Genomic DNA, 22211 nt, shown 5'->3' on the forward strand with positions numbered 1-22211 from the left:
ACCGGGCCTTCGCGTTCACCTACGGCTCAACGGCCCGCGAACTTCTTGCTGACCGACTCGTAGACGCCCTTCGCCTCGGGGCCGAGCCGCGGCCCCGCCAGCCAGCCCGCCGTCACCGGGCCTATGGAGGTGTTCGACACCAGGGCCGGCTTGCCGTCCCGGCCCTTCGCGACCCAGCCGCCACCGGACGAGCCACCGGTCATCGTGCAGCCGATGCGGTACATCGTCGGCTGGTCCGTCTCGACGGACAGCCGACCCGGCTTGTCCTCGCACTGGAACATCCGCTCACCGTCGAACGGCGGGGCCGCCGGGTAGCCGGTCGCCGTCATGCTGCCGATCTTCGACACGGCCGGTGCGTCGAACGCCACCGGAAGCGCCGAACCGACCGTCTCCTCCAGCGACTTGCCGTTCCCGCCCTTCTCCGGCGTCACATGGATCACCGCGAAGTCGTACGGCGCGCCCTTGCCGCCGGTCGTGGCGCCCTGGGAGATCCACTGGTCGCTGGTCTGGGCCCAGTCGCCCCACCACACACCGTAGGGAGCGATCTCCTCCCGTGTGGCCTTGCCCGACTTGGCGCTGTCGTTGTACGACGGGACGAAGACGATGTTGCGGTACCAGCCGCCCTCCTTGCCCGCGTGCACACAGTGGCCCGCGGTCCACACCATGTTGGACTTGCCGGGGTTGGCCGGGTCCTTCACCACGGTCGCCGAGCAGACCATCGTGCCCTTGGGGCCGTCGAAGAGCACCTTGCCCGCCTCGGGGACGTTCCCGTGGTACGGGGTGCTCACCTCCTGTGCGCGCACCGGCTCCGGAGTCGGGTCGGTGACCCCGTCGTCACCGGATATGTCCTCGTCCTCGACCGGACGGTCGGGCTGATCGGCGTCCCGCATCCGGTCCGGGTCCCAGAGGTCCTCGATGATGGGGTTGACGAAGTCCTGGGCCTCCCGCAGCCAGGTCTCCCTGTCCCAGTTCTTCCACTCGCCGTTCTTCCACTTGTCCAGATCAATGCCGTGCTGCTTGAGCCGGTCCTTGACATCGTCCGGGATCGTGATCTTGCCGTCGGCAGAGGCCGTGGCACTGGGGCTGCCGTTCGCGTTGTCCTCGCCCGGGCCACAGGCCGTGGCCGTGAGCGCGATCGCCGCCGCGAGAGCCGCCGCCGCGAGCGCCGGACTTCTGCGACCGGCGCTCCTCCCGCGGCGTGCTGCGAAGGTCGGGCGATTGAGTCGCATGTCGTGATCCCCCTGGGACTTCATGAGTTGCGTGTTTGCTGGGACGAACTCTGGTCGCACGTCCTGGCGACGGCCATGCGTGCGGGAGCGCGGCCCCCACTATGCCGGTGCCCATGGGGACGGCCGGGAGCCGGGGCCTGGTTCCCGGCCGTAACGATCTTCCAAATGCCCGTGATCCATTGGTTTCGGCGTCGTTGGTACGTACGGGGGACACGCGGTCCGGGTTCAGCGCTGCGCCGCGGCGCGGGAGTTCCGTACCGATGTGGGACGCGCACGTGTCAATCAGGAAGGACCAGGAGGACCGTTGGACGTGGCCGTGACCGAATCAGCCCTGCCGGCGCAGCCCGCCGCGCAGGAGGGGATCCTTCGCCGCCAGTCGCTCCGGGAGTCGGCGGCGCGTACGTATGCGCGTGCGCTCCCGATCGTCCCCGTACGGGCGAGGGGACTGACGATCGAGGGCGCCGACGGCCGCCGCTACCTGGACTGCCTTTCGGGCGCCGGCACCCTGGCACTCGGCCACAACCACCCCGTCGTCCTCGAAGCGATCCGCAAGGTGCTCGACTCGGGTGCGCCGCTCCACGTGCTCGACCTCGCCACACCGGTCAAGGACGCCTTCACGACCGAACTGTTCGCCACCCTGCCGCCCCGGCTCGCGGACAACGCCCGTATCCAGTTCTGCGGACCGGCCGGTACCGATGCGGTCGAGGCGGCCATCAAGCTGGTGCGCACGGCGACCGGCCACTCGGGACTGCTCGCTTTCACCGGCGCGTACCACGGCATGACCGCGGGAGCGCTGGCGGTATCGGGAGGCGCCACGGAGGCGCGGGCGACCCGGCTCCCGTACCCGCAGAACTACCGTTGCCCGTTCGGGATCGGCGGTGAGCGGGGCGCGGAGCTGGCCGCCCGCTGGACGGAGAGCCTTCTCGACGACCCCAAGGGCGGCGTGCCCGCCCCCGCTGGTCTGATCCTCGAACCCGTCCAGGGGGAGGGCGGCGTGATCCCGGCCCCCGACGCCTGGATGCGCCGGATGCGTGAGATCACGGCCGCGCGCTCGATCCCGCTGATCGCGGACGAGGTGCAGACCGGTGTCGGTCGCACGGGTGCCTTCTGGGCCGTCGAACACAGCGGGATCGTGCCCGATGTGATGGTCATGTCCAAGGCCATCGGCGGCTCGCTCCCGCTCGCCGTCATCGTCTACCACTCCGACCTCGACACCTGGCAACCAGGAGCACACGCCGGTACGTTCCGCGGCAACCAGCTCGCCATGGCGGCCGGTGCCGCCACGCTCGCCTACGTACGCGAACACCGCCTCGCCGAGCGGGCCGCCACGCTCGGAGCCCGTATGATCGGCCGGCTCCAGGGGCTGGCGGCGACACACCCCTGCATCGGCGATGTACGCGGCCGGGGCCTCATGATCGGCGTCGAGCTGGTGGACCCGGACACCGACGACCCGGGCGCCGCCGCCCCACCGCCCGCGCCCGCCCTGGCCGCCGCGGTCCAGCAGGAGTGCCTGCGCCGCGGGCTCATCGTCGAACTCGGCGGGCGGCACGCGGGCGTGGTACGGCTCCTTCCCCCGCTCACCCTCACCGACGAACAGGCCGCCGCGGTTCTCGACCGCTTCGCCGACGCCCTGGCCGCGGCCGAGGGCTCCCCCCACCATCGGCACGCCACCGGGCCGTCGTACTGATCCCGCGGAAGGCGCGGATGCCGTGGTCGTCGCGGATCCCGCGGTGGTCACGGATGCCGCAGGTGCCGCGGATTCCGCTGATCCCGGATGACAGCACAAGGAAGTCCACTGTGAACCCCACTCCCGTCGCACCCGATGCTTCCGGCGCCTCTGGCGCTTCCGAGCCCGACGGCTCCGCCTCCGCGGGCCCCGGCGCACAGCACGGGTCGCGCGCCCCCCTCGCCGTCGAGCCCCCGACACTGCCGACGTTGCCGCGGCAGTTCACGGGGTCCCCGGCCGGGCAGCCCTCCGTCACGCAGCAGACATACGCCACGGATCCGCTGAGGGACCCGGATCCCGTGGACGAGGACGACACGGACCCGCTGGACCAGCATGATCCGCTCCTCGCCGCGGACGCCGCCGCCGTCGAGAACCTGCTGCGCTGCTGGACCAGGGAGAACGACCTGCCCCGCCCGGACGGAGACCTGCTCCGTATCCCGCTTCCCGCCAGCGGCACCGCCCTGCACGTCCCCGTCCGCTACTGGTCGGCCACCGGCTGGCACCGCTTCGGGGTGCCGGCCATGGAAGGCGCGCCCCCCGACGCCCCGCCGGCGGACGCCGTCACCGTCGCCGCGCTGCTCACCCGCGAGCAGGGCGGCCGCGGCGGACCGGCCTCCGGCGGAGCCGAGCTCGTCGGCAGGGTCGCCGACTCACTGCGCCGCACGGCCGAGTTCCTCACCGACCGAAGGCTGAGCCCCGGACCACGGCCCGACGCCGACCTGTTCCTCACCGCGGAGCAGTCGCTGATCACCGGACACCCGCTGCACCCCACGCCCAAGAGCCGGGAAGGGCTCTCCGAGACCGAGGTTCGCCGCTACTCACCCGAGTTGCACGGTTCCTTCCCCCTCCATTGGATGGCCGTCGACCGGAGCGTCCTCGCCGCCGACTCCGCCTGGACGGAGCACGGGCGTGTCGTACCCGCCGAGCAGCTCACGGCACGGCTCGCCGGTGACCTCCGGCTGCCGCCCGGCACCGCCGCACTGCCACTCCACCCCTGGCAGGCACGCGAGGTGATCCGGCGCCCTGCCCTCGCCGCGCTCCTCGACGCCGGTCTGCTCCATGACCTCGGCCCCGGGGGCGAGGCCTGGCACCCCACCTCGTCGGTACGCACCGTCCACCGGCCCGGCGTCAACATGATGCTCAAGCTCTCCCTGGGCCTGCGCATCACCAACTCCCGGCGGGAGAACCTCCGCAAGGAACTCCACCGAGGAGCGGAGGTCCACCGGCTGCTCCGCAGCGGACTGGCCGAGCAGTGGCGCAGCGTCCATCCCGGCTTCGACATCGTCCGCGACCCGGCCTGGCTCGCCGTCGACGACCAGGACGGCGCACCCGTGACGGGACTCGACGTGGTGCTGCGCCACAACCCCTTCGGCCCGGGCGACGACGCCGTGTGCGTCGCCGGGCTCACGGCACCCCGGCCCTGGCCCGGCCGATCCGGGACGTACTCCCGTCTCGCCGACATCGTGCACCGGCTGGCCGGCTGCCTGCGCCGGCCCGTCAGCGCGGTCTCGGCCGAGTGGTTCCTGCGCTACCTCCGGTACGTCGTCCGTCCTGTGCTCTGGCTGGACGGCACCGCGGGAATCGCCCTGGAAGCCCACCAGCAGAACACCGTCGTGATCCTCGACCCCGAAGGCTGGCCCGTCGGCGGGCGCTACCGGGACAACCAGGGCTACTACTTCCGTGAGTCCCACCGCGCGGCCCTGCGGAGCAGACTCCCCGGCATCGGGGACACCAGCGACACCTTCGTCAGCGACGCCGTCACCGATGAGCGCTTCGCCTACTACCTCGGCGTCAACAACGTGCTCGGGCTCATCGGTGCCTTCGGAGCGCAGCGCCTCGCCGAGGAGCACGTCCTCATCGCGGCCTTCCGCCGGTTCCTCGGGTCAGCCGCAGACCTCGGCTCGCCCCTTCCGGCCCTGCTCCTGGAATCGGACACCCTGCGCTGCAAGGCGAACCTCCTCACCCGGCTCCAGGGGCTCGACGAACTCGTCGGCCCGGTGGACACCCAGTCCGTCTACGTGACGATCAGCAACCCCCTCCACTCCTGAGGCTCTGAGGACACCGCCCCATGCCTCCCACCGAATCCAGCACGAGCGCTGGCACCGGACCCGGCCCCGTCGGTGGTCACGTGCAGCCCGCCCCCGAATCCGGGGCGGGCTGTGAGGACACCCTGGATCTGCGGCTGCCCGGTGAACTCCTCTCCCTGCTGAGCCCCGACGACACGGAGGACGGTGGGGCGCATCCGCGTGAGGACCTGCTCGACGAGCCGGCCCACTGGCGCGCAGCCGCCACACCGCTCGGCTCGTTCCGGCTGATCCCGGTCAGCGTCGAGCGGGATCTGAGTCTGATCAGCGGCTGGATGAACGACCCCGCCGTGGCGGCCTTCTGGGAGCTGTCCGGACCCGAGCCGGTCACGGGCACCCATCTGCGTGCGCAGCTCGACGGCGACGGCCGCAGCATCCCCTGCCTCGGTGTTCTCGACGGCGTACCCATGAGCTACTTCGAGATCTACCGGGCCGATCTCGACCCCCTCGCCCGCCACTACCCTGCCCGGCCCCATGACACCGGCATCCATCTGCTCATCGGAGGAGTCGCCGACCGGGGCCGCGGAGTCGGCACCGCGCTGCTGCGGGCCGCCGCGGGACTCATCCTCGACCACCGGCCCCGCTGCGCACGCGTCGTGGCCGAACCGGATCTGCGTAACACCCCGTCCGTCTCCGCCTTCCTGAGCGCCGGCTTCCGTTTCTCCGCGGAGGTGGACCTCCCGGGTAAACGAGCCGCGCTCATGCTCCGCGAACGCACACTGGCCAGGCTGCTGTGAACCACCCGCCGCACTCCATATTCCGCTCTTCACCCATCGGTTCCACCCGAGGAGTCACCGTGCCGCAGTCTTCCGTCACCCCAGACTCCGACGGGTCGCCGGTCCTGCTCCGGCCGGCCGAGCTCGACCAGGCGGCCTGGCGGCGCGCGGCCCGCCGCCTGCTGGCCAAGATGATCGGCGAGTTCGCGTACGAGGAGCTCGTCGAGCCGCTCCCAGCCGGCTGCCCAGCCCCGCGCGACGCCGGCTCCGACCGCGAGGGAGAGGGCGTCCAGTACAGCCTGCGGCTCGACGACGGCGGGTGGCTCACTTTCCGCTCGCGGCGCGGGGCGTACGGGAGTTGGCGGGTGGCACCCGACTCGATCCAGATCGACGGGGCGCCGTTCGGCGATCCGCTGCGGTTCCTCGTCGGCGCGCGCGAGCTCCTCGATCTCGACGGCCCCACTCTCGGCCATCTGATCCGTGAGCTCAGCACCACCCTCGCCGCCGACTGCCGGCTCGCACACGAGGCCCTCTCCGCCGCCCGGCTCGCCGAGCTCGACTACGCGGCGCTCGAAGGTCACCAGACCGGCCATCCATGGCTCGTCCTCAACAAGGGCCGCATCGGCTTCTCCGCCCGTGACACCGCCCACTGGGCCCCGGAATCCCGCAGGCCGAGCCGGCTGCCCTGGATCGCCGTCAGCACCGCCCTCGCCACCTACCGCGGGGTGACAGGGCTGGCGAGCCCCGACGCGCTCTACGCGAAGGAGCTGGACGACGGCGTACGCGCGGCCTTCGCCGACGAGCTGCGCGCACGCGACCTGGACCCCGAGCGCTATCTCCTGCTCCCCGTCCACCCCTGGCAGTGGGAGCACGTGGTGCTCCCGCTCTACGCCGGCTCCCTCGCGAACGGTGACATCGTCCCGCTCACCGCGGACCCCGACCTGCGGCTGCCCCAGCAGTCCATCCGCACCTTCCTCAACACCAGCCGTCCCGACCGGCACACGGTCAAACTGCCGCTGTCCGTCCTCAACACCCTCGTCTGGCGCGGGCTGCCCACCGAACGCACCCTTGCCGCCCCGGCCGTCACCGCATGGGTGCAGTCCATCCGGGACGGTGACTCCTTCCTGCGGGACGAGTGCGGGGTGGTTCTGCTCGGCGAGGTCGCATCGGTCACGGTCGAGCACCCGCTGTACGACCGGCTGCCGGATGTGCCGTACCAGTACCGGGAGCTGCTCGGCGCCATCTGGCGGGAACCACTGCGCCTACCGCCCGGGGAACGCGCCCGCACCCTGGCGTCCCTGCTCCACACGGATCCGCTCGGGCGTGCCTTCACCGCCGAACTGGTCGAGCGCTCGGGGCTCGCGCCCGCCGCGTGGCTGCGCCAGCTGTTCGCCGCGCTGCTGCCGCCCCTGCTGCACTACCTGTACCGCTACGGCACCGTGTTCTCGCCGCACGGGGAGAACGCCATCGTGGTCTTCGACGAGCGTGACGTGCCCGTACGCCTGGCGATCAAGGACTTCGTCGACGACGTCAACATCAGCGCCGAGCCGCTGCCCGAGCACCGGTCGATGCCCGACGAGGTGCGGGCGGTCCTGCTGACGGAGAGACCGGACTTCCTCACCCAGTTCATCCACTCGGGTCTCTTCGTCGGCGTGTTCCGCTTCCTCGCCCCCTTGTGTGAGGAGCAACTGGGTGTGCCGGAGGGCGAGTTCTGGTCGCTGGTCCGGGCGGAGATCCTGCGCCACCAGACACGGTTCCCGGAGCTCAAGGACCGTTACGAGCTGTTCGACCTGCTCACTCCGCGTATCGCCCGCCTTTGCCTGAATCGCAACCGGCTGCACCTCGACGGCTACCGGGACCGCTCGGAACGCCCGCATGCAGCCATGCACGGCCTGGTCCCCAACCCGCTCGCCTCCGGATGAGGTCGCGGCGGTGCCGGTGCGTGCCCGCGCTGTCAGTGGCGCACCGTAGGGTGGACGGTCTATGACGAAGCCCTCCCTCTCCGAGCTCCTCCATGCCGCAGTCACCGCCGTCGGCGGAGTGGAGCGGCCTGGCCAGGTCACCATGGCCGAGTCCGTGGCCGCGGCTGTGGACGACGGGTCCCATCTGCTCGTCCAGGCCGGCACGGGCACCGGAAAGTCCCTCGGCTATCTGGTGCCTGCGCTGGCACAGGGGGAGCGCGTGGTGGTGGCCACGGCGACACTGGCGCTCCAGCGCCAGCTCGTGGAGCGTGATCTGCCGAGGACGGTCGACGCGCTGCATCCGCTGCTGCGCCGCCGCCCGGAGTTCGCCATGCTCAAGGGCCGGTCGAACTATCTATGCCTCCACCGGCTGCACGAGGGCGTGCCGCAGGAAGAGGAGGAAGGCCTCTTCGACCCGTTCGAGGCCGCGACGCCCACCAGCAAGTTGGGCCAGGACCTGCTGCGCCTGCGCGACTGGTCGGACGAGACGGAGACGGGTGACCGGGACGCCCTCACTCCGGGTGTCTCCGACCGTGCGTGGTCCCAGGTGTCCGTGTCGTCCCGGGAGTGCCTCGGCGCTTCCAAGTGCGCGTACGGGGCCGAGTGCTTCGCCGAGATGGCCAGGGAGCGGGCGAAGCTCGCCGATGTCGTGGTGACGAATCACGCGCTGCTGGCCATCGACGCGATCGAGGGCGCGCCCGTGCTCCCCTCCCACGAGGTGCTGATCGTCGACGAGGCCCATGAGCTGGTGTCCCGGGTGACCGGCGTGGCCACGGGTGAGCTCACCCCCGGGCAGGTGAACCGGGCGGTGCGCAGGGCCGCCAAGCTGGTCAACGAGAAGGCGGCCGACCAGTTGCAGACCGCCGCCGAGGGTTTCGAGCGCCTGATGGAGCTGGCCCTGCCCGGCCGGCTCGAAGAGATCCCGGAAGACCTCGGTTATGCGCTGATGGCGTTGCGTGACGCCGCTCGCACGGTGATCTCCGCCATCGGGGCCACCCGGGACAAGGCGGTCCAGGACGAGGACGCCGTGCGCAAGCAGGCCCTCGCCTCGGTCGAGAGCGTCCATGACGTGGCCGAGCGCATCACCAACGGCTCCGAGTACGACGTGGTCTGGTACGAGCGGCACGACCGCTTCGGTGCCTCCCTGCGCGTGGCACCGCTCACGGTGTCCGGGCTGCTCCGCGAGAAGCTCTTCGCCGACCGCTCCGTGGTCCTCACCTCCGCGACGCTCAAGCTCGGCGGGGACTTCAACGGCGTCGGTGCTTCCCTGGGGCTCTCCCCCGAGGGCGTCGAGGGCGACGACCTGCCCGTCTGGAAGGGCCTCGATGTGGGGTCGCCGTTCGACTATCCGAAGCAGGGGATCCTCTATGTCGCCAAGCATCTGTCCCGCCCCGTGCGGGACGGCGGCCGAGAGGACATGCTCGATGAACTCACCGAGCTGATCCAGGCGGCCGGTGGCCGCACGCTCGGCCTGTTCTCCTCGATGCGGGCCGCCCAGCTCGCGGCCGAGGAGCTGCGTTCCCGTATCCCCGAATTCCCGATTCTGCTCCAGGGCGAGGAGACGCTCGGCGAGCTGATCAAGAACTTCGCGGCGGACCCCGAGACCTGTCTGTTCGGCACGCTGTCCCTCTGGCAGGGAGTCGATGTCCCCGGTTCGAGCTGCCAGTTGGTGGTGATGGACAAGATCCCGTTCCCGCGCCCGGACGACCCGCTGATGAGCGCACGCCAGAAGGCTGTGGAGGACGCGGGAGGAAACGGGTTCATGGCCGTCGCGGCGACCCATGCGGCGCTGCTGATGGCGCAGGGCGCCGGCCGTCTCGTACGGGCCACGGGGGACCGGGGTGTGGTCGCCGTGCTCGATCAGCGGCTCGCCACGGCGCGGTACGGGAGCTATCTCAAGGCGTCACTGCCCGACTTCTGGTTCACCACGGACCGTAACCAGGTGCGTCGTTCGCTCGCCGCCATCGACACGGTGGCGAAGTCCGAGGGGCGCTGAGCCCGGGCGAGGTCGGCCCCTGTCGGGGGCGGGTGCACACAGTTGGGCCCCGGGACCGGCGCAGTGGGTCCCGGGGCCGGTCAGAGCCGACGAGTGGGGTCACACCCGCCGAAGCACCGCCACCACCTTGCCGAGGATCGTGGCCTCGTCACCAGGGATCGGCTGGTACGCCGCATTGTGCGGCAGCAGCCAGACATGGCCGTCCTCGCGCTTGAAGCGCTTGACCGTGGCCTCGCCGTCGAGCATGGCGGCGACGATGTCACCGTTCTCCGCGACCGGCTGACGGCGCACCGTCACCCAGTCACCGTCACAGATGGCTGCCTCGATCATCGAGTCTCCGACGACCTTCAGCACGAACAGCTCGCCGTCGCCCACGAGCTGTCGGGGCAGAGGGAACACATCCTCGACGGACTCCTCGGCGAGGATCGGGCCACCGGCCGCGATCCGGCCGACGAGCGGCACGTAGGAGGCGGCGGGCTTGCCGGTGGTGTCCGTCGGCTGCGTGGCCTGCTGGTCGGACCCGCGTACCTCGTAGGCCCGGGGGCGGTGCGGATCGCGGCGCAGGAAGCCCTTGCGCTCCAGGGCCATCAGCTGGTGGGCGACGGACGAGGTGCTGGACAGCCCGACCGCCTGGCCGATCTCCCGCATCGACGGTGGGTATCCGCGACGCTGCACCGAGTCACGGATGACCTCGATGACCCGCCGCTGCCGGTCCGTGAGTCCGGAGCTGTCCGCGCGGATCCCTGGGGGTCGACCGGGCAGCGAGCGCGTAGGTCGCGAGGGCTCGTCGCCCTCTGGGGGCGTGGCTGCGTCGTTCATGGCATGCACCGGCTCGAATCGGTTCTGGGAGCGGTCCTGGGCGGTGATGGTGGCACTGTCTGCGGTGGTGGTCACGTCGGCCCCTCTCGAAATGGTCTCCCTAGCTGGACAACGGTAGTTGCTTTCGAAAGGTTGCGCCAAACACACGTTCGAGTGAAAAAAGGCAATTGGCCGGACGTGTGCGCATGGCCGGGTGTATGGCGCCAGTCCCTGCGATCCGGCGCGGAGTCGCCCGGTGGACCCGCAGGTGCTTCCAGTGTGTCACCCGTGACCCCGGAAGCCGGGGAGCCGCGCGTCTCCCGTAGGCTCGACGCCGGCCTGCGACCCCCTCCGTCGCGCGACACGCGATGCGAAGGGAAAGGCGGTCAAACCCCAGATCTAGTGGTTGGATTGGTGCCGCCACCCACAAGTTGTGGTCCCCCGTGCTTCAGTGGCTGGGAGATCGCCTATGCTTGTGGCTGCTTCGAGGGGGGCGAACGCCTTCTGCCGGGGCTATTCAGTCGTGCCGTGAAGGAGTGTTGGGAGCCATGCACTGCCCCTTCTGTAGGCACCCGGACAGCCGCGTCGTCGACAGTCGCACCACCGATGACGGTACGTCGATCCGGCGTCGCCGCCAGTGCCCCGACTGCTCCCGTCGGTTCACGACGGTGGAGACCGCGTCGCTGATGGTGATCAAGCGCAGCGGGGTCACCGAACCCTTCAGCCGTACCAAGGTCATCTCCGGTGTGCGCAAAGCGTGCCAGGGGCGACCGGTCACCGAGGACGCCCTCGCTCAGCTCGGCCAGCGGGTCGAGGAAGCGGTGCGCGCCACCGGCAGCGCCGAGCTGACCACCCACGACGTGGGTCTGGCCATACTCGGCCCGTTGCAGGAGCTCGACCTCGTCGCGTACCTGCGCTTCGCGTCCGTTTACCGAGCGTTCGACTCGCTCGAAGACTTCGAGGCCGCCATCGCGGAACTCCGCGGCCAGCGGCCGTCCGCGCGGGAGCGCGGGTCCACGGCATCCGGTGTGCCCGCACCCGATGCGGTGGTCCCTGTTCCCGCCACCGCCGCTGACTGATCGCGGGGGCCCGGGGAGGGCCGGCGATCGGCCGCGGAAGCGGCAAAGACCTGCCATGGACGCTGTGCGCGGTGCGGTGTCCGAGGCATCAGACAGAATCTGTGCCACGGGAAGATCTGGGCACTTCAGGGCGTTTTCGCCCGTATATGGGAGGCGGCATGACAGAGACGACGAGCGGCCCGGCACGGGGTTCCCGAGCCAAGGGCGGCAAGGCCGCAGCGGCCCGGCAGGGTCTGCGTATCGAGCGTGTCCACACCACGCCCGGCGTACATCCGTACGACGAGGTCGTGTGGGAGCGCCGTGACGTCGTCATGACGAACTGGCGCGACGGCTCGGTCAACTTCGAGCAGCGCGGCGTCGAGTTCCCCGACTTCTGGTCGGTGAACGCGGTCAACATCGTCACCAGCAAGTACTTCCGCGGCGCGGTGGGCACCCCGCAGCGCGAGGTCAGCCTCAAGCAGCTCATCGACCGGATCGTGAAGACCTACCGCAAGGCCGGCGAGGACCACAGCTACTTCACCTCGCCCGCCGACGCGGAGATCTTCGAGCACGAGCTCGCCTACGCCCTCCTGCATCAGATCTTCAGCTTCAACTCGCCGGTGTGGTTCAACGTCGGCACGCCCCAGCCCCAGCAGGTCTCCGCCTGCTTCATCCTTTCCGTCGACGACTCCATGGAGTCGATCCTCGACTGGTACAAGGAGGAGGGCATGATCTTCAAGGGCGGTTCGGGCGCCGGTCTGAACCTCTCCCGTATCCGTTCCTCCAAGGAACTGCTGTCCTCCGGCGGCAACGCCTCCGGGCCGGTCTCCTTCATGCGCGGCGCCGACGCCTCCGCGGGCACGATCAAGTCGGGCGGCGCCACCCGCCGTGCCGCCAAGATGGTCATCCTGGACGTCGACCACCCCGACATCGAGGACTTCATCGAGACCAAGGTGAAGGAAGAGGAGAAGATCCGCGCACTGCGCGACGCGGGCTTCGACATGGACCTCGGCGGTGATGACATCACCTCGGTCCAGTACCAGAACGCCAACAACTCGGTCCGAGTGAACGACGAGTTCATGAAGGCCGTCGAGTCCGGCGGGAAGTTCGGTCTGCGCGCCCGTATGACCGGCGAGGTCATCGAGGAGGTCGACGCCAAGGACCTCTTCCGCAAGATGGCCGAGGCCGCCTGGGCCTGCGCCGACCCGGGCATCCAGTACGACGACACCATCAACCACTGGCACACCTGCCCCGAGTCCGGCCGGATCAACGGCTCGAACCCGTGCAGCGAGTACATGCACCTGGACAACACGTCCTGCAACCTGGCCTCGCTGAACCTGATGAAGTTCCTCAAGGACGACGGCAAGGGCAACCAGTCCTTCGACGTCGAGCGCTTCACCAAGATCGTCGAGCTCGTCATCACCGCGATGGACATCTCCATCTGCTTCGCCGACTTCCCCACCCAGAAGATCGGTGAGAACACCCGGGCCTTCCGCCAGCTCGGCATCGGCTACGCCAACCTCGGCGCGCTGCTGATGGCCACCGGCCACGCCTACGACTCCGACGGCGGCCGCGCCCTGGCCGGTGCGATCACCTCGCTGATGACCGGCGCCTCCTACCGCCGCTCCGCCGAGCTCGCCGCGGTCGTCGGCGCGTACGACGGCTACGCCCGCAATGCCGAGCCGCACCAGCGGGTCATGAAGCAGCACGCCGACGCCAACACCGTCGCCGTCCGCATGGACGACCTGGACACCCCGATCTGGGCGGCGGCCACCGAGGCCTGGCAGGACGTGATCCGCCTGGGCGCGAAGAACGGCTTCCGCAACTCCCAGGCCTCCGTGATCGCCCCGACCGGCACCATCGGCCTGGCGATGTCCTGCGACACCACCGGTCTCGAGCCGGACCTGGCGCTGGTCAAGTTCAAGAAGCTGGTCGGCGGCGGCTCCATGCAGATCGTCAACGGCACCGTGCCGCAGGCGCTGCACCGCCTCGGCTACCAGCCGGAGCAGATCGAGGCGATCGTCGCCCATATCGCCGAGCACGGAAACGTGATCGACGCCCCCGGTCTGAAGACCGAGCACTACGAGGTCTTCGACTGCGCCATGGGTGAGCGCTCCATCTCCGCGATGGGCCACGTCCGCATGATGGCCGCGATCCAGCCGTGGATCTCCGGCGCGCTCTCCAAGACGGTCAACATGCCGGAGTCGGCGACCGTCGAGGAGGTCGAGGAGATCTACTTCGAGGCGTGGAAGCTGGGCGTCAAGGCGCTCGCCATCTACCGCGACAACTGCAAGGTCGGTCAGCCTCTCTCCGCGAAGAAGAAGGAGGTGGAGAAGAAGGAGATCACCGAGAAGGCCGAGGAGACCATCCGCACGGCGGTCGAGAAGGTCGTCGAGTACCGCCCGGTCCGCAAGCGCCTTCCCAAGGGCCGTCCCGGCATCACCACCTCCTTCACCGTGGGTGGCGCCGAGGGCTACATGACCGCCAACTCCTACCCGGACGACGGTCTCGGCGAGGTCTTCCTGAAGATGTCGAAGCAGGGCTCGACTCTCGCCGGCATGATGGACGCCTTCTCGATCGCCGTCTCGGTCGGCCTCCAGTACGGCGTGCCGCTGGAGACGTACGTCTCGAAGTTCACCAACATGCGCTTCGAGCCGGCCGGTATGACGGACGACCCGGACGTGCGGATGGCGCAGTCGATCGTCGACTACATCTTCCGCCGCCTGGCGCTGGACTTCCTGCCGTTCGAGACCCGCTCGGCCCTCGGCATCCACTCCGCCGAGGAGCGTCAGCGTCACCTGGAGACCGGTTCGTACGAGCCCGCCGACGACGAGGTCGACGTCGAGGGCCTGGCTCAGTCGGCCCCGCGTCAGCAGGAGCCCCTGAAGGCCGTGGCCACCCCGAAGGCCGAGGTCCCGGCTCCCAAGCAGGCGCACACCTCGGCGGAGCTCGTCGAGATGCAGCTCGGCATCAGCGCGGACGCACCCCTGTGCTTCTCCTGCGGTACCAAGATGCAGCGGGCCGGTTCCTGCTACATCTGCGAGGGATGCGGCTCGACCAGCGGATGCAGCTGAGCTCGAGCGCGTCTGACGCCGCAGTGAACATCCGCCGCTGACGACGCTGAATCGCACCTGGGAGGGTGCCGGCCGATGGCCGGCACCCTCCCAGGTGCGGCGGATGGGGTTCCGCGCGAACAATTCGAAGGCGGCCAGGTCCACGGCTGCCTAGTCTCGTCCCGTGCCAAGCCCAGAACTTCAGCGGATCAACGCGTTCCTCTCCGCATTCGCCCGCCGCCGGGCCGCGCAAGTCGTTGAACTGCCCGGTGGATTCGCCGTGTCCGACGACGCCTTCGCCCATTCCCATGCCGACAACCAGGTCGTCATCGACGCGACCGTGGATCCCGAGGCTCTGCCCACGATCGCGGAGGAAGCGCTGGGGCACCTGCCGTACCAGGTGATCTCCGTTCTCGACGACGAAACCGGGGCTGCGTGCGCGGAGCCCCTGATCCGGGCCGGATACACCTGGTCCACCTGTCTGGTCATGCTTCACACAGGACCGGTACCGACCGGCATACGGACCGCGGAGCGGGTGGACCTCGACGCGATACGTACCCCACTCACCCAGCGCTGGCGCGGCTTCCTTCCCGATGCCGACGACGAGGTCATCCGCCAGCTCGTCGAGCGGCGCGAGGCCCGGCGGCGCGGAGCGGACGCCGTCCACTTCATCGGTGCCCGTACGGAACAGGGCGAGGTCGCCTCCTGGGCTGACCTCTACATGGACCGGTCAACCGGCACGGCCCAGATCGAGGACCTGATCACCTCGGAAGCCCACCTCGGACGCGGTCACGCCGACGCAGTGCTCTCCACCGCCCTGCGGTTGGCCGCCGAAGAGGACTGCGGTACACGGTTCCTGATCGCCGACGCGGCGGACTGGCCGCAGCACTGGTACGAGCGCCGCGGCTTCTCCGCCATCGGCCGCACGCACTTCTTCGAACGCGTGCCATGAGCACGGGACGACCTGGCCGAGCGGGGACAACCCGGCTCCACGGGCCGGATCACAGCAGTCGTGTCTCCGCCTCGGGCAGCTTGGCCCACCAGTGGTTGTAGCGCCCGTAGACCGCCGGATCGCGGCCTGCGAGGAGTGAGGTCAGGGACCGGGCCTCCGCGGCGAGTTGGTCCCAGGTGGCGGCCGGAAGGGGGTGGAAGGCCGTGGCCTCGATGCCGTCGTCCACCTGACGCCACACACCGGCGACGTATCCGTCCACCAGCAGCGTGGGCAGTACGTCGCCATTGCGCCGGATCACCAGGGGGCGGTAGGCCGGGGGAATCACCCGGCTGCGGTCGGCGTACGCCAGCAGCACGCTGTCCCACATCGCCATGAGCCGGGCCGGGGCGGGGGTCTCGGCGGGCGGCCGGGGGGCTCCGGGCAGGTCGAACAGGACGGTGTCGTCCGGTCCCCGGAGCTGCTCCACGGCACCGTCCAGGGTGCGCAGTGCCTCCCGGGCGGCCGTCCGTTTCACCAGGGCGAACTGCGCGATGTCGGCCACCGACGCGGGGCCGAACCCCGACAGGTACCGCACGATCAAGGTCGACAGGGCCTGCCGTGCCGCCTCCGGATCCGTGCGGAGAAGCTCGCCCGGTTCGGTCCCGGGAGCGATGAAGGACGGCCGCGGGCCGAATGACCACGGTCCACCCGTGGGAGCGTGGTGCAGCGGCGCGTACCCCTTCAGCCCCCACCACGTGCTGTCAGCGGCCTGCCCGGCGTCCGAGACCCTGTCGGCGCCGGACCGCTCCCCGAGCCATGCCCTCAGCTCAACCGTGGTGCGCGCCTGGCGTGCGAAGGCCAGCAGCTCCGGCATCAGTTCGTCGGCATCCCCGGGTGTCAGGCCCCCGGCCGTGAAACGAGAGCCGAGCCGGGACGCGAACAGCGTCGGCCGCATCGCCGCGCGGAAGGCCGGGTAGTCGTCGGCGTGCACCGCGTGCAGGGTGATCCGCATCAGGGTGGACTTGACCACTGAGCGCGTGGTGAGGACGGCATCCATGGCGGCCGGGTCGAACGCGCTGAGCCGGTTCCACAGCGCCAGGTACGGCGAAGCCGGGTGCTGCGCCTGGAGCGCGACCACTCGCCGTACCCCGTCGGGGACGGTCAGCGGCGCACGCTCCAACAGCAGTTGACGGCTCAGGGTGGACCGGTTGAGTGCTCGCGCGCTGATCATCACATTGCGGGATTCTGCCCCACGACGGACGACGCCGGGCGCTCACGCGTGCGCGGCACCCATCAGTTCCGAGAACTCGGCCGGGTCGGCGACATAGCCCCGGACCTCGGTACGCAGCTGCCACGAGCCGCTGCCATCACGGGTGAACTCCGCGATCGCCGCCGCTGTGGCGTCGGGGATACCGGACAGGTCGTCGGCGGCGAGTTCGGCATGGCCGTCGAGGATCCGGATTCCGGTGTTCGGGATGTCACCGAACACCTTCTCGCCGCCGTGCTGCTGGATGACGACACCGACCACGACCCGGGTGTACTCGTCGGAGAGGCGATCGAGCTCCAGGGTCATGACCTCGTCCGGACCGAAGCCCTGCCCCGTCTTGCTGTCCCGGTTGAGGGTGATCGTGCCGTCGGGGGACCGGCTGCCGAAGTGCACCAGATACGCGGGAGCGCCGTGCGGGGCGTCCGCCCGGTAGGTCGCCGCGACGATGTCCAGATCGGTCGCCTGAGCGCCGAGGGGACTGGGATCCCACTTGAGCGTCACCTGAACCTTGCCGAGGCCTTTGCTGAGGCTGCTCATTCCGCTTCCCTTCCACTTCCCGGATTCGTCGCCGCACGCGTCAACGCCCGTTGCACGAACCCATGTTGTCACGCTCGCTGGAAGGAGGTCTCGCCGTAGAGCGACCAGCGCCACGCCGCGCGCCGTACGATGGCGCGGTGCTGGTCAAGTGGACTCGCTGCACCGTGGTGGACCGTCGGGGGTTCGAGCGGGGGCAGCGAAAGTGGGCGGGGCTGCTGGGTGAGCCGGGATTCCGGGGGCAGGGCGGAGGGTGGAGCCGTAGGCGGCCGGATGTCGCCCATGTCTTCGCGTTCTGGGAGACGCGAGCGTTCTACGACTCGTTCATGGCGCGCTCGCACGACCGGCTGGCGGCGGCACAGTCCGGGACGTTCAAGGACAGCCAGGTCAAGATCTTCGACTACCGCTTCGATGTGAAGACAGGCTTCGAGCCGCGCTTCACGGACGCCGATGTGGTGCGCGTCGCCCACTGCCGGGTGCACGAGCACCGGGTCGAGCACTTCTCGCTGATGCAGGAGAAGGTGTGGAACCCGGCGATGGCCGGGTCGCCGGGGATGGTGCGCGGCCTGTTCGGCGAGGCGCCGGGGAACGAGTTCCTGGTGCTGTCCATGTGGCAGTCGGCGGCCGAGCATGGCAAGTACCGGGTGGAGCGGGTGGAGCGGCTCTCCCTGCGCGCGCAGACGGAGGCGGACATCGCGGCGCTCGCGGGCGATGTCGTGGAGCTCGAGGCGCCCTGGACGGTCTGAGCGGCGAGGCCGCCCGGCATGACGGACACGGCGGTGAAGGCGGGTACGGCGGCAGCGCGGTACCCGTCGATCTAGTGTTTGTCGTATGGCACGACCGCGGCGCATCGTTCTGGTCCGGCACGGAGAGTCGGTGGGGAACGCCGACGACTCGGTGTACGAGCGCGAGCCCGACCACGCCCTGCGGCTCACTGAGCGTGGATGGCGCCAGGCTGAGGCCACGGGGGCGCAGCTGCGCGAGCTCTTCGGCCATGAACGCCTCAGTGTCTATGTCTCGCCGTACCGCAGGACGCATCAGACCTACAAGGCGTTCCACCTCGATCCGAGGCTCGTACGGGTCCGGGAAGAGCCCAGACTGCGCGAGCAGGACTGGGGAAACTGGCAGGACCGCAACGATGTGCGGCTGCAGAAAGCCCATCGTGACGCTTATGGGCACTTCTTCTACCGTCTGCCGCAGGGGGAGTCGGGTGCGGATGTGTACGACCGGGTCGGGGCGTTCCTGGAGAGTCTTTACCGGAGCTTCGAGGCCCCGGATCATCCGCCGAACGTGCTGATCATCACCCATGGGCTCACCATGCGGTTGTTCTGCATGCGGTGGTTCCACTGGACGGTCGCCGAATTCGAGTCGCTGTCGAACCCGGACAACGGCGAGACGCGGATGCTGATGCTCGGTGACGACGGGCGGTACACGCTGGACAGGCCGTTTGAACGCTGGTGTATTCCCGAGTCGTATGGGGACCACCCGATAGAGTGGCCATGCGATGACCGCTGACTTTCCCTCGGACCATTCCCTCGATTCCGTTGAGTCCCCCGACTCCGGTGCTGCCCAGACCGGCGCGGCCGCCGTTACTGCTGGTAGCGCCGATATCACCCGTGACATCACATCCGGAGATTCCGGAGCCCCCGGCTCCAGCCCCGTATCCGACGCCGGCGACCCACGCTTCTCCCGCGCCCTGGCCAGTCTCCGCGGGCTGGCCGTGGGAGACGCACTGGGCTCCCAGTTCTTCGTTCCCGCGAACTATCCGCTGCTGAAGCGGCGCGAGCTGCCGGACGGTCAGTGGCAGTGGACCGATGACACCGAGATGGCCTGCTCCGTGCTAGCGGTGCTGGTCTCGCACCAGCGGATCGACCAGGACGCGCTGGCGCGGTCATTCGCCGAACGCCATGACTTCGACCGCGGGTACGGACCCGCGGTCAACCGGATGCTCCGGCTGATCCGGGAGGGCGGTGACTGGCGTGAACTCGCCTCGGCCCTGTTCAACGGCCAGGGATCCTGGGGCAATGGCGCGGCGATGCGGATCGCACCGCTCGGTGCGTGGTACGCCGACGATCCGGAGCAGGCCACGCACCAGGCGGAGATCTCGTCGTACACGACGCACCAGCACCGTGAAGCCGTCGTGGGCAGCATGGCCGTCGCGGCGGCTGCCGCGCTGGTCGCCTCCCCCTCCGGCCCGCCCACGCCCGAAGAACTGCTCGACGGCGTGGTGGCGCTCGTGCCGCGCAGCGCGGTCGGAGCCGGCCTGCGCCGTGCGCGCGACATGCTCGACTACGGCGACGCGGCGACGGTCGCCGCCGTGCTCGGCAGCGGACGACGTACCAGCGCGCATGACACGGTGCCGTTCGCACTGTGGTCGGCGGCCCGTGCGCTCGGGGACTTCGAGCAGGCCTTCTGGACCACCGCCCAGGTGGGCGGGGATGTGGACACGACCTGCGCGATCGCCGGAGGTGTCGTCGCCTCGGCCATGACCGGAGCTCCGCCCGCGCACTGGCTGGACCGCACCGAGACCCTGCCGCCCTGGGTGCCGACGGGTACCGGCTGACGGCTCCCGGGAGATCGGCGGGCGCGGGTACGTGTCACGGTCTTGCCACAGCGTGACCGTGACTGACGCCATGGCTTCGCGGAGGGCTACCCTTTCGCCACGCCACGGTTGATCATGACGGCCGGGTGTCGAAACAGTGCCGGGACCGTCGCACCGCCAGGCAAGGCACGAGGGCCTCGGTCGGGAGAGGGGTCCCGTGTCCGACATACCGGCCAAGCCATCTGGCGCCGAGCAGCCACCCGATGGCCACGACGACGACGCGACTCCGCGCCGGGACGGTACGGCCGCCGAGCCGGGTGCCGCGGACAGCTCACCGCAGCCGTCGGCCGCCGAGCCGCGAGGCCCTGAAATCCCGCCGCAGTTGTCGGCGGATCCGGCGCGTACGTCGTCATCGACCGGGCGCGCCCCGGATCCGTCCACCATGACTGGAGGATCGGCGAGCCCATCGGGCCAGGCAGGTCCAGCCCATCCGGCAGGTCAGGCGCACACCGGCGGGAGGGCGGTGGGTCCGGCGAGCCCGTACGGCCCTCGGGCCCGGGCGGCCGGTCCATGGCATGCCCCGGTGGCCGCCTGGCGGCCTCCCGCTGGGCAGCCCTGGCCGCCTCCTGTGCGGCGCCCCGAGCCACTGCTCGCCCGTATGCGTCCCGACTCGCCCGCTCCCATACGTGTGGCCACCCTGTGGGGCGTACTCGCCACCGCAGTGCTGAGCGCACTGCTGCTGGGGGACGGCCTGGGGGTGAATCTGCTGATCGTGGCCGTGCCGGCCGCGCTCGCCGCGTACTTCGCCGCACACGCCGCCGGCCGTCGGCTGCGCCCCTGGACCGCGATGTGGGCCCTCGGAGCCCTGGGCCTGGTGGGCATTCCCGCCCTGTCGGACGCAGGGTGGCCGTCCTTCCTCGCGGTCGCATCGGCCATCGTGGCCGGTGCCCTCGCCCTGCACGGTGGCCGGAGCTGGCCGGGTGTGCTCCTCGCCCCGGTCGGTCTGCTCGACTCCCTGGCCACCGGTGTGTCCTGGGGTTGGCGGGGAGTGCGCGAACGTGCGGACGGGTCGCGTGGCCGTCTCGGACCTGTGGTCCGCACCATCGCTGTGGCGTTGGTGCTTCTCGTCGTGTTCGGTGCGCTGTTCGCCGGTGCGGACGCGGCCTTCGCGGACCTGCTCGGAAAGCTGATCCCCGATGTCTCACTCGTCGACGGCCCCTGGCGGTTCTTCCTCTTCCTCGTGGGGCTTCTCACCGCGCTTGCGATGGCGCGTACGGCGGCCGCACCGCTCCGCTGGGACCGGACCACCGTGCGGGCCGGTAAGCCCCGGGGCAGATTCGAGTGGGTGCTGCCGCTCGCGGTGCTCAACCTGCTCTTCGCGGCCTTCATCGCGGTCCAGCTCGCCGTCCTCTTCGGTGGCTACGACAAGGTGCTGCGGGAGACGGGACTCACCTACGCCGAGTACGCGCGCCAGGGTTTCTGGCAACTGCTCTGGGCCACCCTGCTCACCCTCCTCGTCATCGGTCTCGCCCTGCGCTGGGCACCGAAGGGCGGGCCGCGCGACCCCGCCCTGGTCCGCGGGGTGCTGGGCACGCTGTGTCTGCTGACCCTGATCGTGGTGGCGTCCGCGCTGCGCAGGATGGATCTCTACGTCGACGCCTACGGGCTGACCCGGCTGAGGGTCTCCGTGGCCGCGATGGAGCTGTGGCTCGGCCTGGTGATCGTTCTGATCATCGGCGCGGGGCTCCTCGGCGGCCGCTGGCTGCCGAGGGCGGTGGTGGGCAGCGCCATGGCCGCGGTCCTCGCGTTCGGGCTCGCGTCACCGGACGCCCTGATCGCCGAGCGGAGTGTGCAGCGTCACGAGGAGACCGGCAAGATCGACGTCGACTATCTCACGGGTCTGTCCGCGGACGCCGTGCCGGCCCTCGACCGGCTGCCCGAGCCCGTCCGCTCCTGTGCGCTCGCCGAGATCGCCCGCGACCTCGAGCACGGGGACGAACCCTGGTATGCGACGAGCTGGAGCCAGGCCCGGGCCAGGTCGATCCTCAGGGAACGGCCTGTCGAGGCCAGGACCTCCAGCTGTCCCGGCGACGGCCGCTGGTCCTCCGAGGACGAGCGCGACTTGTACGGCGACGAGTACGACCCCGGCACCGGTACGGACTGATTCCGCGGCCCTGGGCAGCACCAGGGTGTGGGGGGCGCCCCCCCACCGCGGGCCCCCCCCCCCCCCGGGTGCCGGGCCCCGAGGCGCCGGGGCCCCCCCCCCCCCCGGCGCCCCCGAGGGCCCCCCGGGGGCGCGTTGGGTGGCCGAACCCC

General features: G+C 70.3%; 16 protein-coding genes. 12 read left to right on the plus strand and 4 right to left on the minus strand.

The genetic code is table 11. The annotated features are described in order from the left end of the window. Nucleotides 1-26: 26 nt before the first annotated feature. Nucleotides 27-1229, minus strand: a complete 1203-nt coding sequence (locus tag ACFV6V_RS02615; protein WP_385558002.1) for a trypsin-like serine peptidase — start codon at nt 1227-1229, stop codon at nt 27-29. A gap of 310 nt (nt 1230-1539) precedes the next feature. Between ACFV6V_RS02615 and ACFV6V_RS02620 the strand changes: the two genes are divergently transcribed. The 5 genes from ACFV6V_RS02620 (at nt 1540) to ACFV6V_RS02640 (ending at nt 9712) form a co-directional block, all read left to right on the plus strand. Further along, nucleotides 1540-2916, plus strand: a complete 1377-nt coding sequence (locus ACFV6V_RS02620) for a diaminobutyrate--2-oxoglutarate transaminase family protein (protein WP_385558005.1) — start codon at nt 1540-1542, stop codon at nt 2914-2916. A gap of 110 nt (nt 2917-3026) precedes the next feature. Then, nucleotides 3027-5003, plus strand: coding sequence for an IucA/IucC family protein (locus ACFV6V_RS02625; RefSeq protein ID WP_385558008.1), 1977 nt, complete (start codon nt 3027-3029; stop codon nt 5001-5003). Nucleotides 5004-5023: 20 nt separating this feature from the next. Next, a complete protein-coding gene (locus ACFV6V_RS02630) occupies nt 5024-5776 on the plus strand; it encodes a GNAT family N-acetyltransferase (RefSeq protein WP_385558011.1) in 753 nt (250 codons plus the stop codon). A 59-nt stretch (nt 5777-5835) separates the two neighbouring features. Continuing rightward, nucleotides 5836-7677, plus strand: coding sequence for an IucA/IucC family protein (locus ACFV6V_RS02635; RefSeq protein ID WP_385558014.1), 1842 nt, complete (start codon nt 5836-5838; stop codon nt 7675-7677). Nucleotides 7678-7738: 61 nt separating this feature from the next. Continuing rightward, nucleotides 7739-9712, plus strand: a complete 1974-nt coding sequence (locus ACFV6V_RS02640; protein WP_385558016.1) for an ATP-dependent DNA helicase — start codon at nt 7739-7741, stop codon at nt 9710-9712. Nucleotides 9713-9811: 99 nt separating this feature from the next. On the opposite strand, the gene lexA is transcribed toward ACFV6V_RS02640, so the two are convergent. After that, nucleotides 9812-10606, minus strand: a complete 795-nt coding sequence (lexA, locus tag ACFV6V_RS02645) for a transcriptional repressor LexA (RefSeq protein WP_385558019.1) — start codon at nt 10604-10606, stop codon at nt 9812-9814. Nucleotides 10607-11058: 452 nt separating this feature from the next. Between lexA and nrdR the strand changes: the two genes are divergently transcribed. From nrdR to ACFV6V_RS02660, 3 genes are all read left to right on the plus strand, one after another. Continuing rightward, nucleotides 11059-11589 (plus strand): transcriptional regulator NrdR, encoded by a 531-nt coding sequence (gene nrdR, locus ACFV6V_RS02650; RefSeq protein WP_385558022.1) that lies wholly within the window; start codon nt 11059-11061, stop codon nt 11587-11589. A gap of 158 nt (nt 11590-11747) precedes the next feature. Then, nucleotides 11748-14642, plus strand: coding sequence for a vitamin B12-dependent ribonucleotide reductase (locus tag ACFV6V_RS02655; protein WP_385558025.1), 2895 nt, complete (start codon nt 11748-11750; stop codon nt 14640-14642). A gap of 163 nt (nt 14643-14805) precedes the next feature. Next, nucleotides 14806-15573 carry a GNAT family N-acetyltransferase gene (locus ACFV6V_RS02660; RefSeq protein ID WP_385558028.1) on the plus strand — a complete coding sequence of 256 codons (768 nt, stop codon included), beginning with the start codon at nt 14806-14808 and terminating at the stop codon, nt 15571-15573. Between the two features lie 49 nt (nt 15574-15622). Here the strand turns inward: ACFV6V_RS02660 and ACFV6V_RS02665 are convergent, their stop codons facing one another. Beyond that, nucleotides 15623-16786 (minus strand): winged helix DNA-binding domain-containing protein, encoded by a 1164-nt coding sequence (locus ACFV6V_RS02665; protein ID WP_385558031.1) that lies wholly within the window; start codon nt 16784-16786, stop codon nt 15623-15625. Nucleotides 16787-16825: 39 nt separating this feature from the next. Beyond that, entirely contained in the window at nt 16826-17356 is a 531-nt protein-coding gene (locus ACFV6V_RS02670) for a TerD family protein (protein WP_385558034.1), read from the minus strand. Nucleotides 17357-17493: 137 nt separating this feature from the next. Between ACFV6V_RS02670 and ACFV6V_RS02675 the strand changes: the two genes are divergently transcribed. The 4 genes from ACFV6V_RS02675 to ACFV6V_RS02690 all read left to right on the plus strand — a co-directional run bounded on the left by ACFV6V_RS02675 (nt 17494) and on the right by ACFV6V_RS02690 (nt 22059). Then, complete coding sequence (locus ACFV6V_RS02675; protein WP_385558036.1) at nt 17494-18099, plus strand: YdbC family protein; 606 nt, start codon at nt 17494-17496, stop codon at nt 18097-18099. 85 nt (nt 18100-18184) lie between these two features. Further along, on the plus strand, nt 18185-18868 hold the full coding sequence (locus ACFV6V_RS02680; RefSeq protein ID WP_385558038.1) for a histidine phosphatase family protein: 684 nt from the start codon (nt 18185-18187) through the stop codon (nt 18866-18868). Next, on the plus strand, nt 18858-19916 hold the full coding sequence (locus ACFV6V_RS02685) for an ADP-ribosylglycohydrolase family protein (protein WP_385558041.1): 1059 nt from the start codon (nt 18858-18860) through the stop codon (nt 19914-19916). The genes ACFV6V_RS02680 and ACFV6V_RS02685 overlap by 11 nt, the downstream gene beginning before the upstream one ends. Nucleotides 19917-20277: 361 nt before the next feature. Beyond that, the gene (locus ACFV6V_RS02690; RefSeq protein ID WP_385558353.1) at nt 20278-22059 is read left to right on the plus strand and encodes a DUF4153 domain-containing protein; all 1782 of its coding nucleotides are present in this window, start codon (nt 20278-20280) and stop codon (nt 22057-22059) included. Nucleotides 22060-22211 lie beyond the last annotated feature (152 nt).

The sequence above is a fragment of the Streptomyces sp. NPDC059828 genome (assembly GCF_042731955.1).
GTDB lineage: Bacteria > Actinomycetota > Actinomycetes > Streptomycetales > Streptomycetaceae > Streptomyces.

Bases quoted from the DNA above. Each gene is read 5' to 3' on its own strand.
- ACFV6V_RS02685 (WP_385558041.1), top strand. From the start codon at position 18,858: ATGACCGCTGACTTTCCCTCGGACCATTCCCTCGATTCCGTTGAGTCC.
- ACFV6V_RS02680 (WP_385558038.1), top strand. From the start codon at position 18,185: ATGGCACGACCGCGGCGCATCGTTCTGGTCCGGCACGGAGAGTCGGTG.
- nrdR (WP_385558022.1), top strand. From the start codon at position 11,059: ATGCACTGCCCCTTCTGTAGGCACCCGGACAGCCGCGTCGTCGACAGT.
- ACFV6V_RS02615 (WP_385558002.1), bottom strand. From the start codon at position 1,229: ATGCGACTCAATCGCCCGACCTTCGCAGCACGCCGCGGGAGGAGCGCC.
- ACFV6V_RS02630 (WP_385558011.1), top strand. From the start codon at position 5,024: ATGCCTCCCACCGAATCCAGCACGAGCGCTGGCACCGGACCCGGCCCC.
- ACFV6V_RS02670 (WP_385558034.1), bottom strand. From the start codon at position 17,356: ATGAGCAGCCTCAGCAAAGGCCTCGGCAAGGTTCAGGTGACGCTCAAG.
- ACFV6V_RS02655 (WP_385558025.1), top strand. From the start codon at position 11,748: ATGACAGAGACGACGAGCGGCCCGGCACGGGGTTCCCGAGCCAAGGGC.
- ACFV6V_RS02640 (WP_385558016.1), top strand. From the start codon at position 7,739: ATGACGAAGCCCTCCCTCTCCGAGCTCCTCCATGCCGCAGTCACCGCC.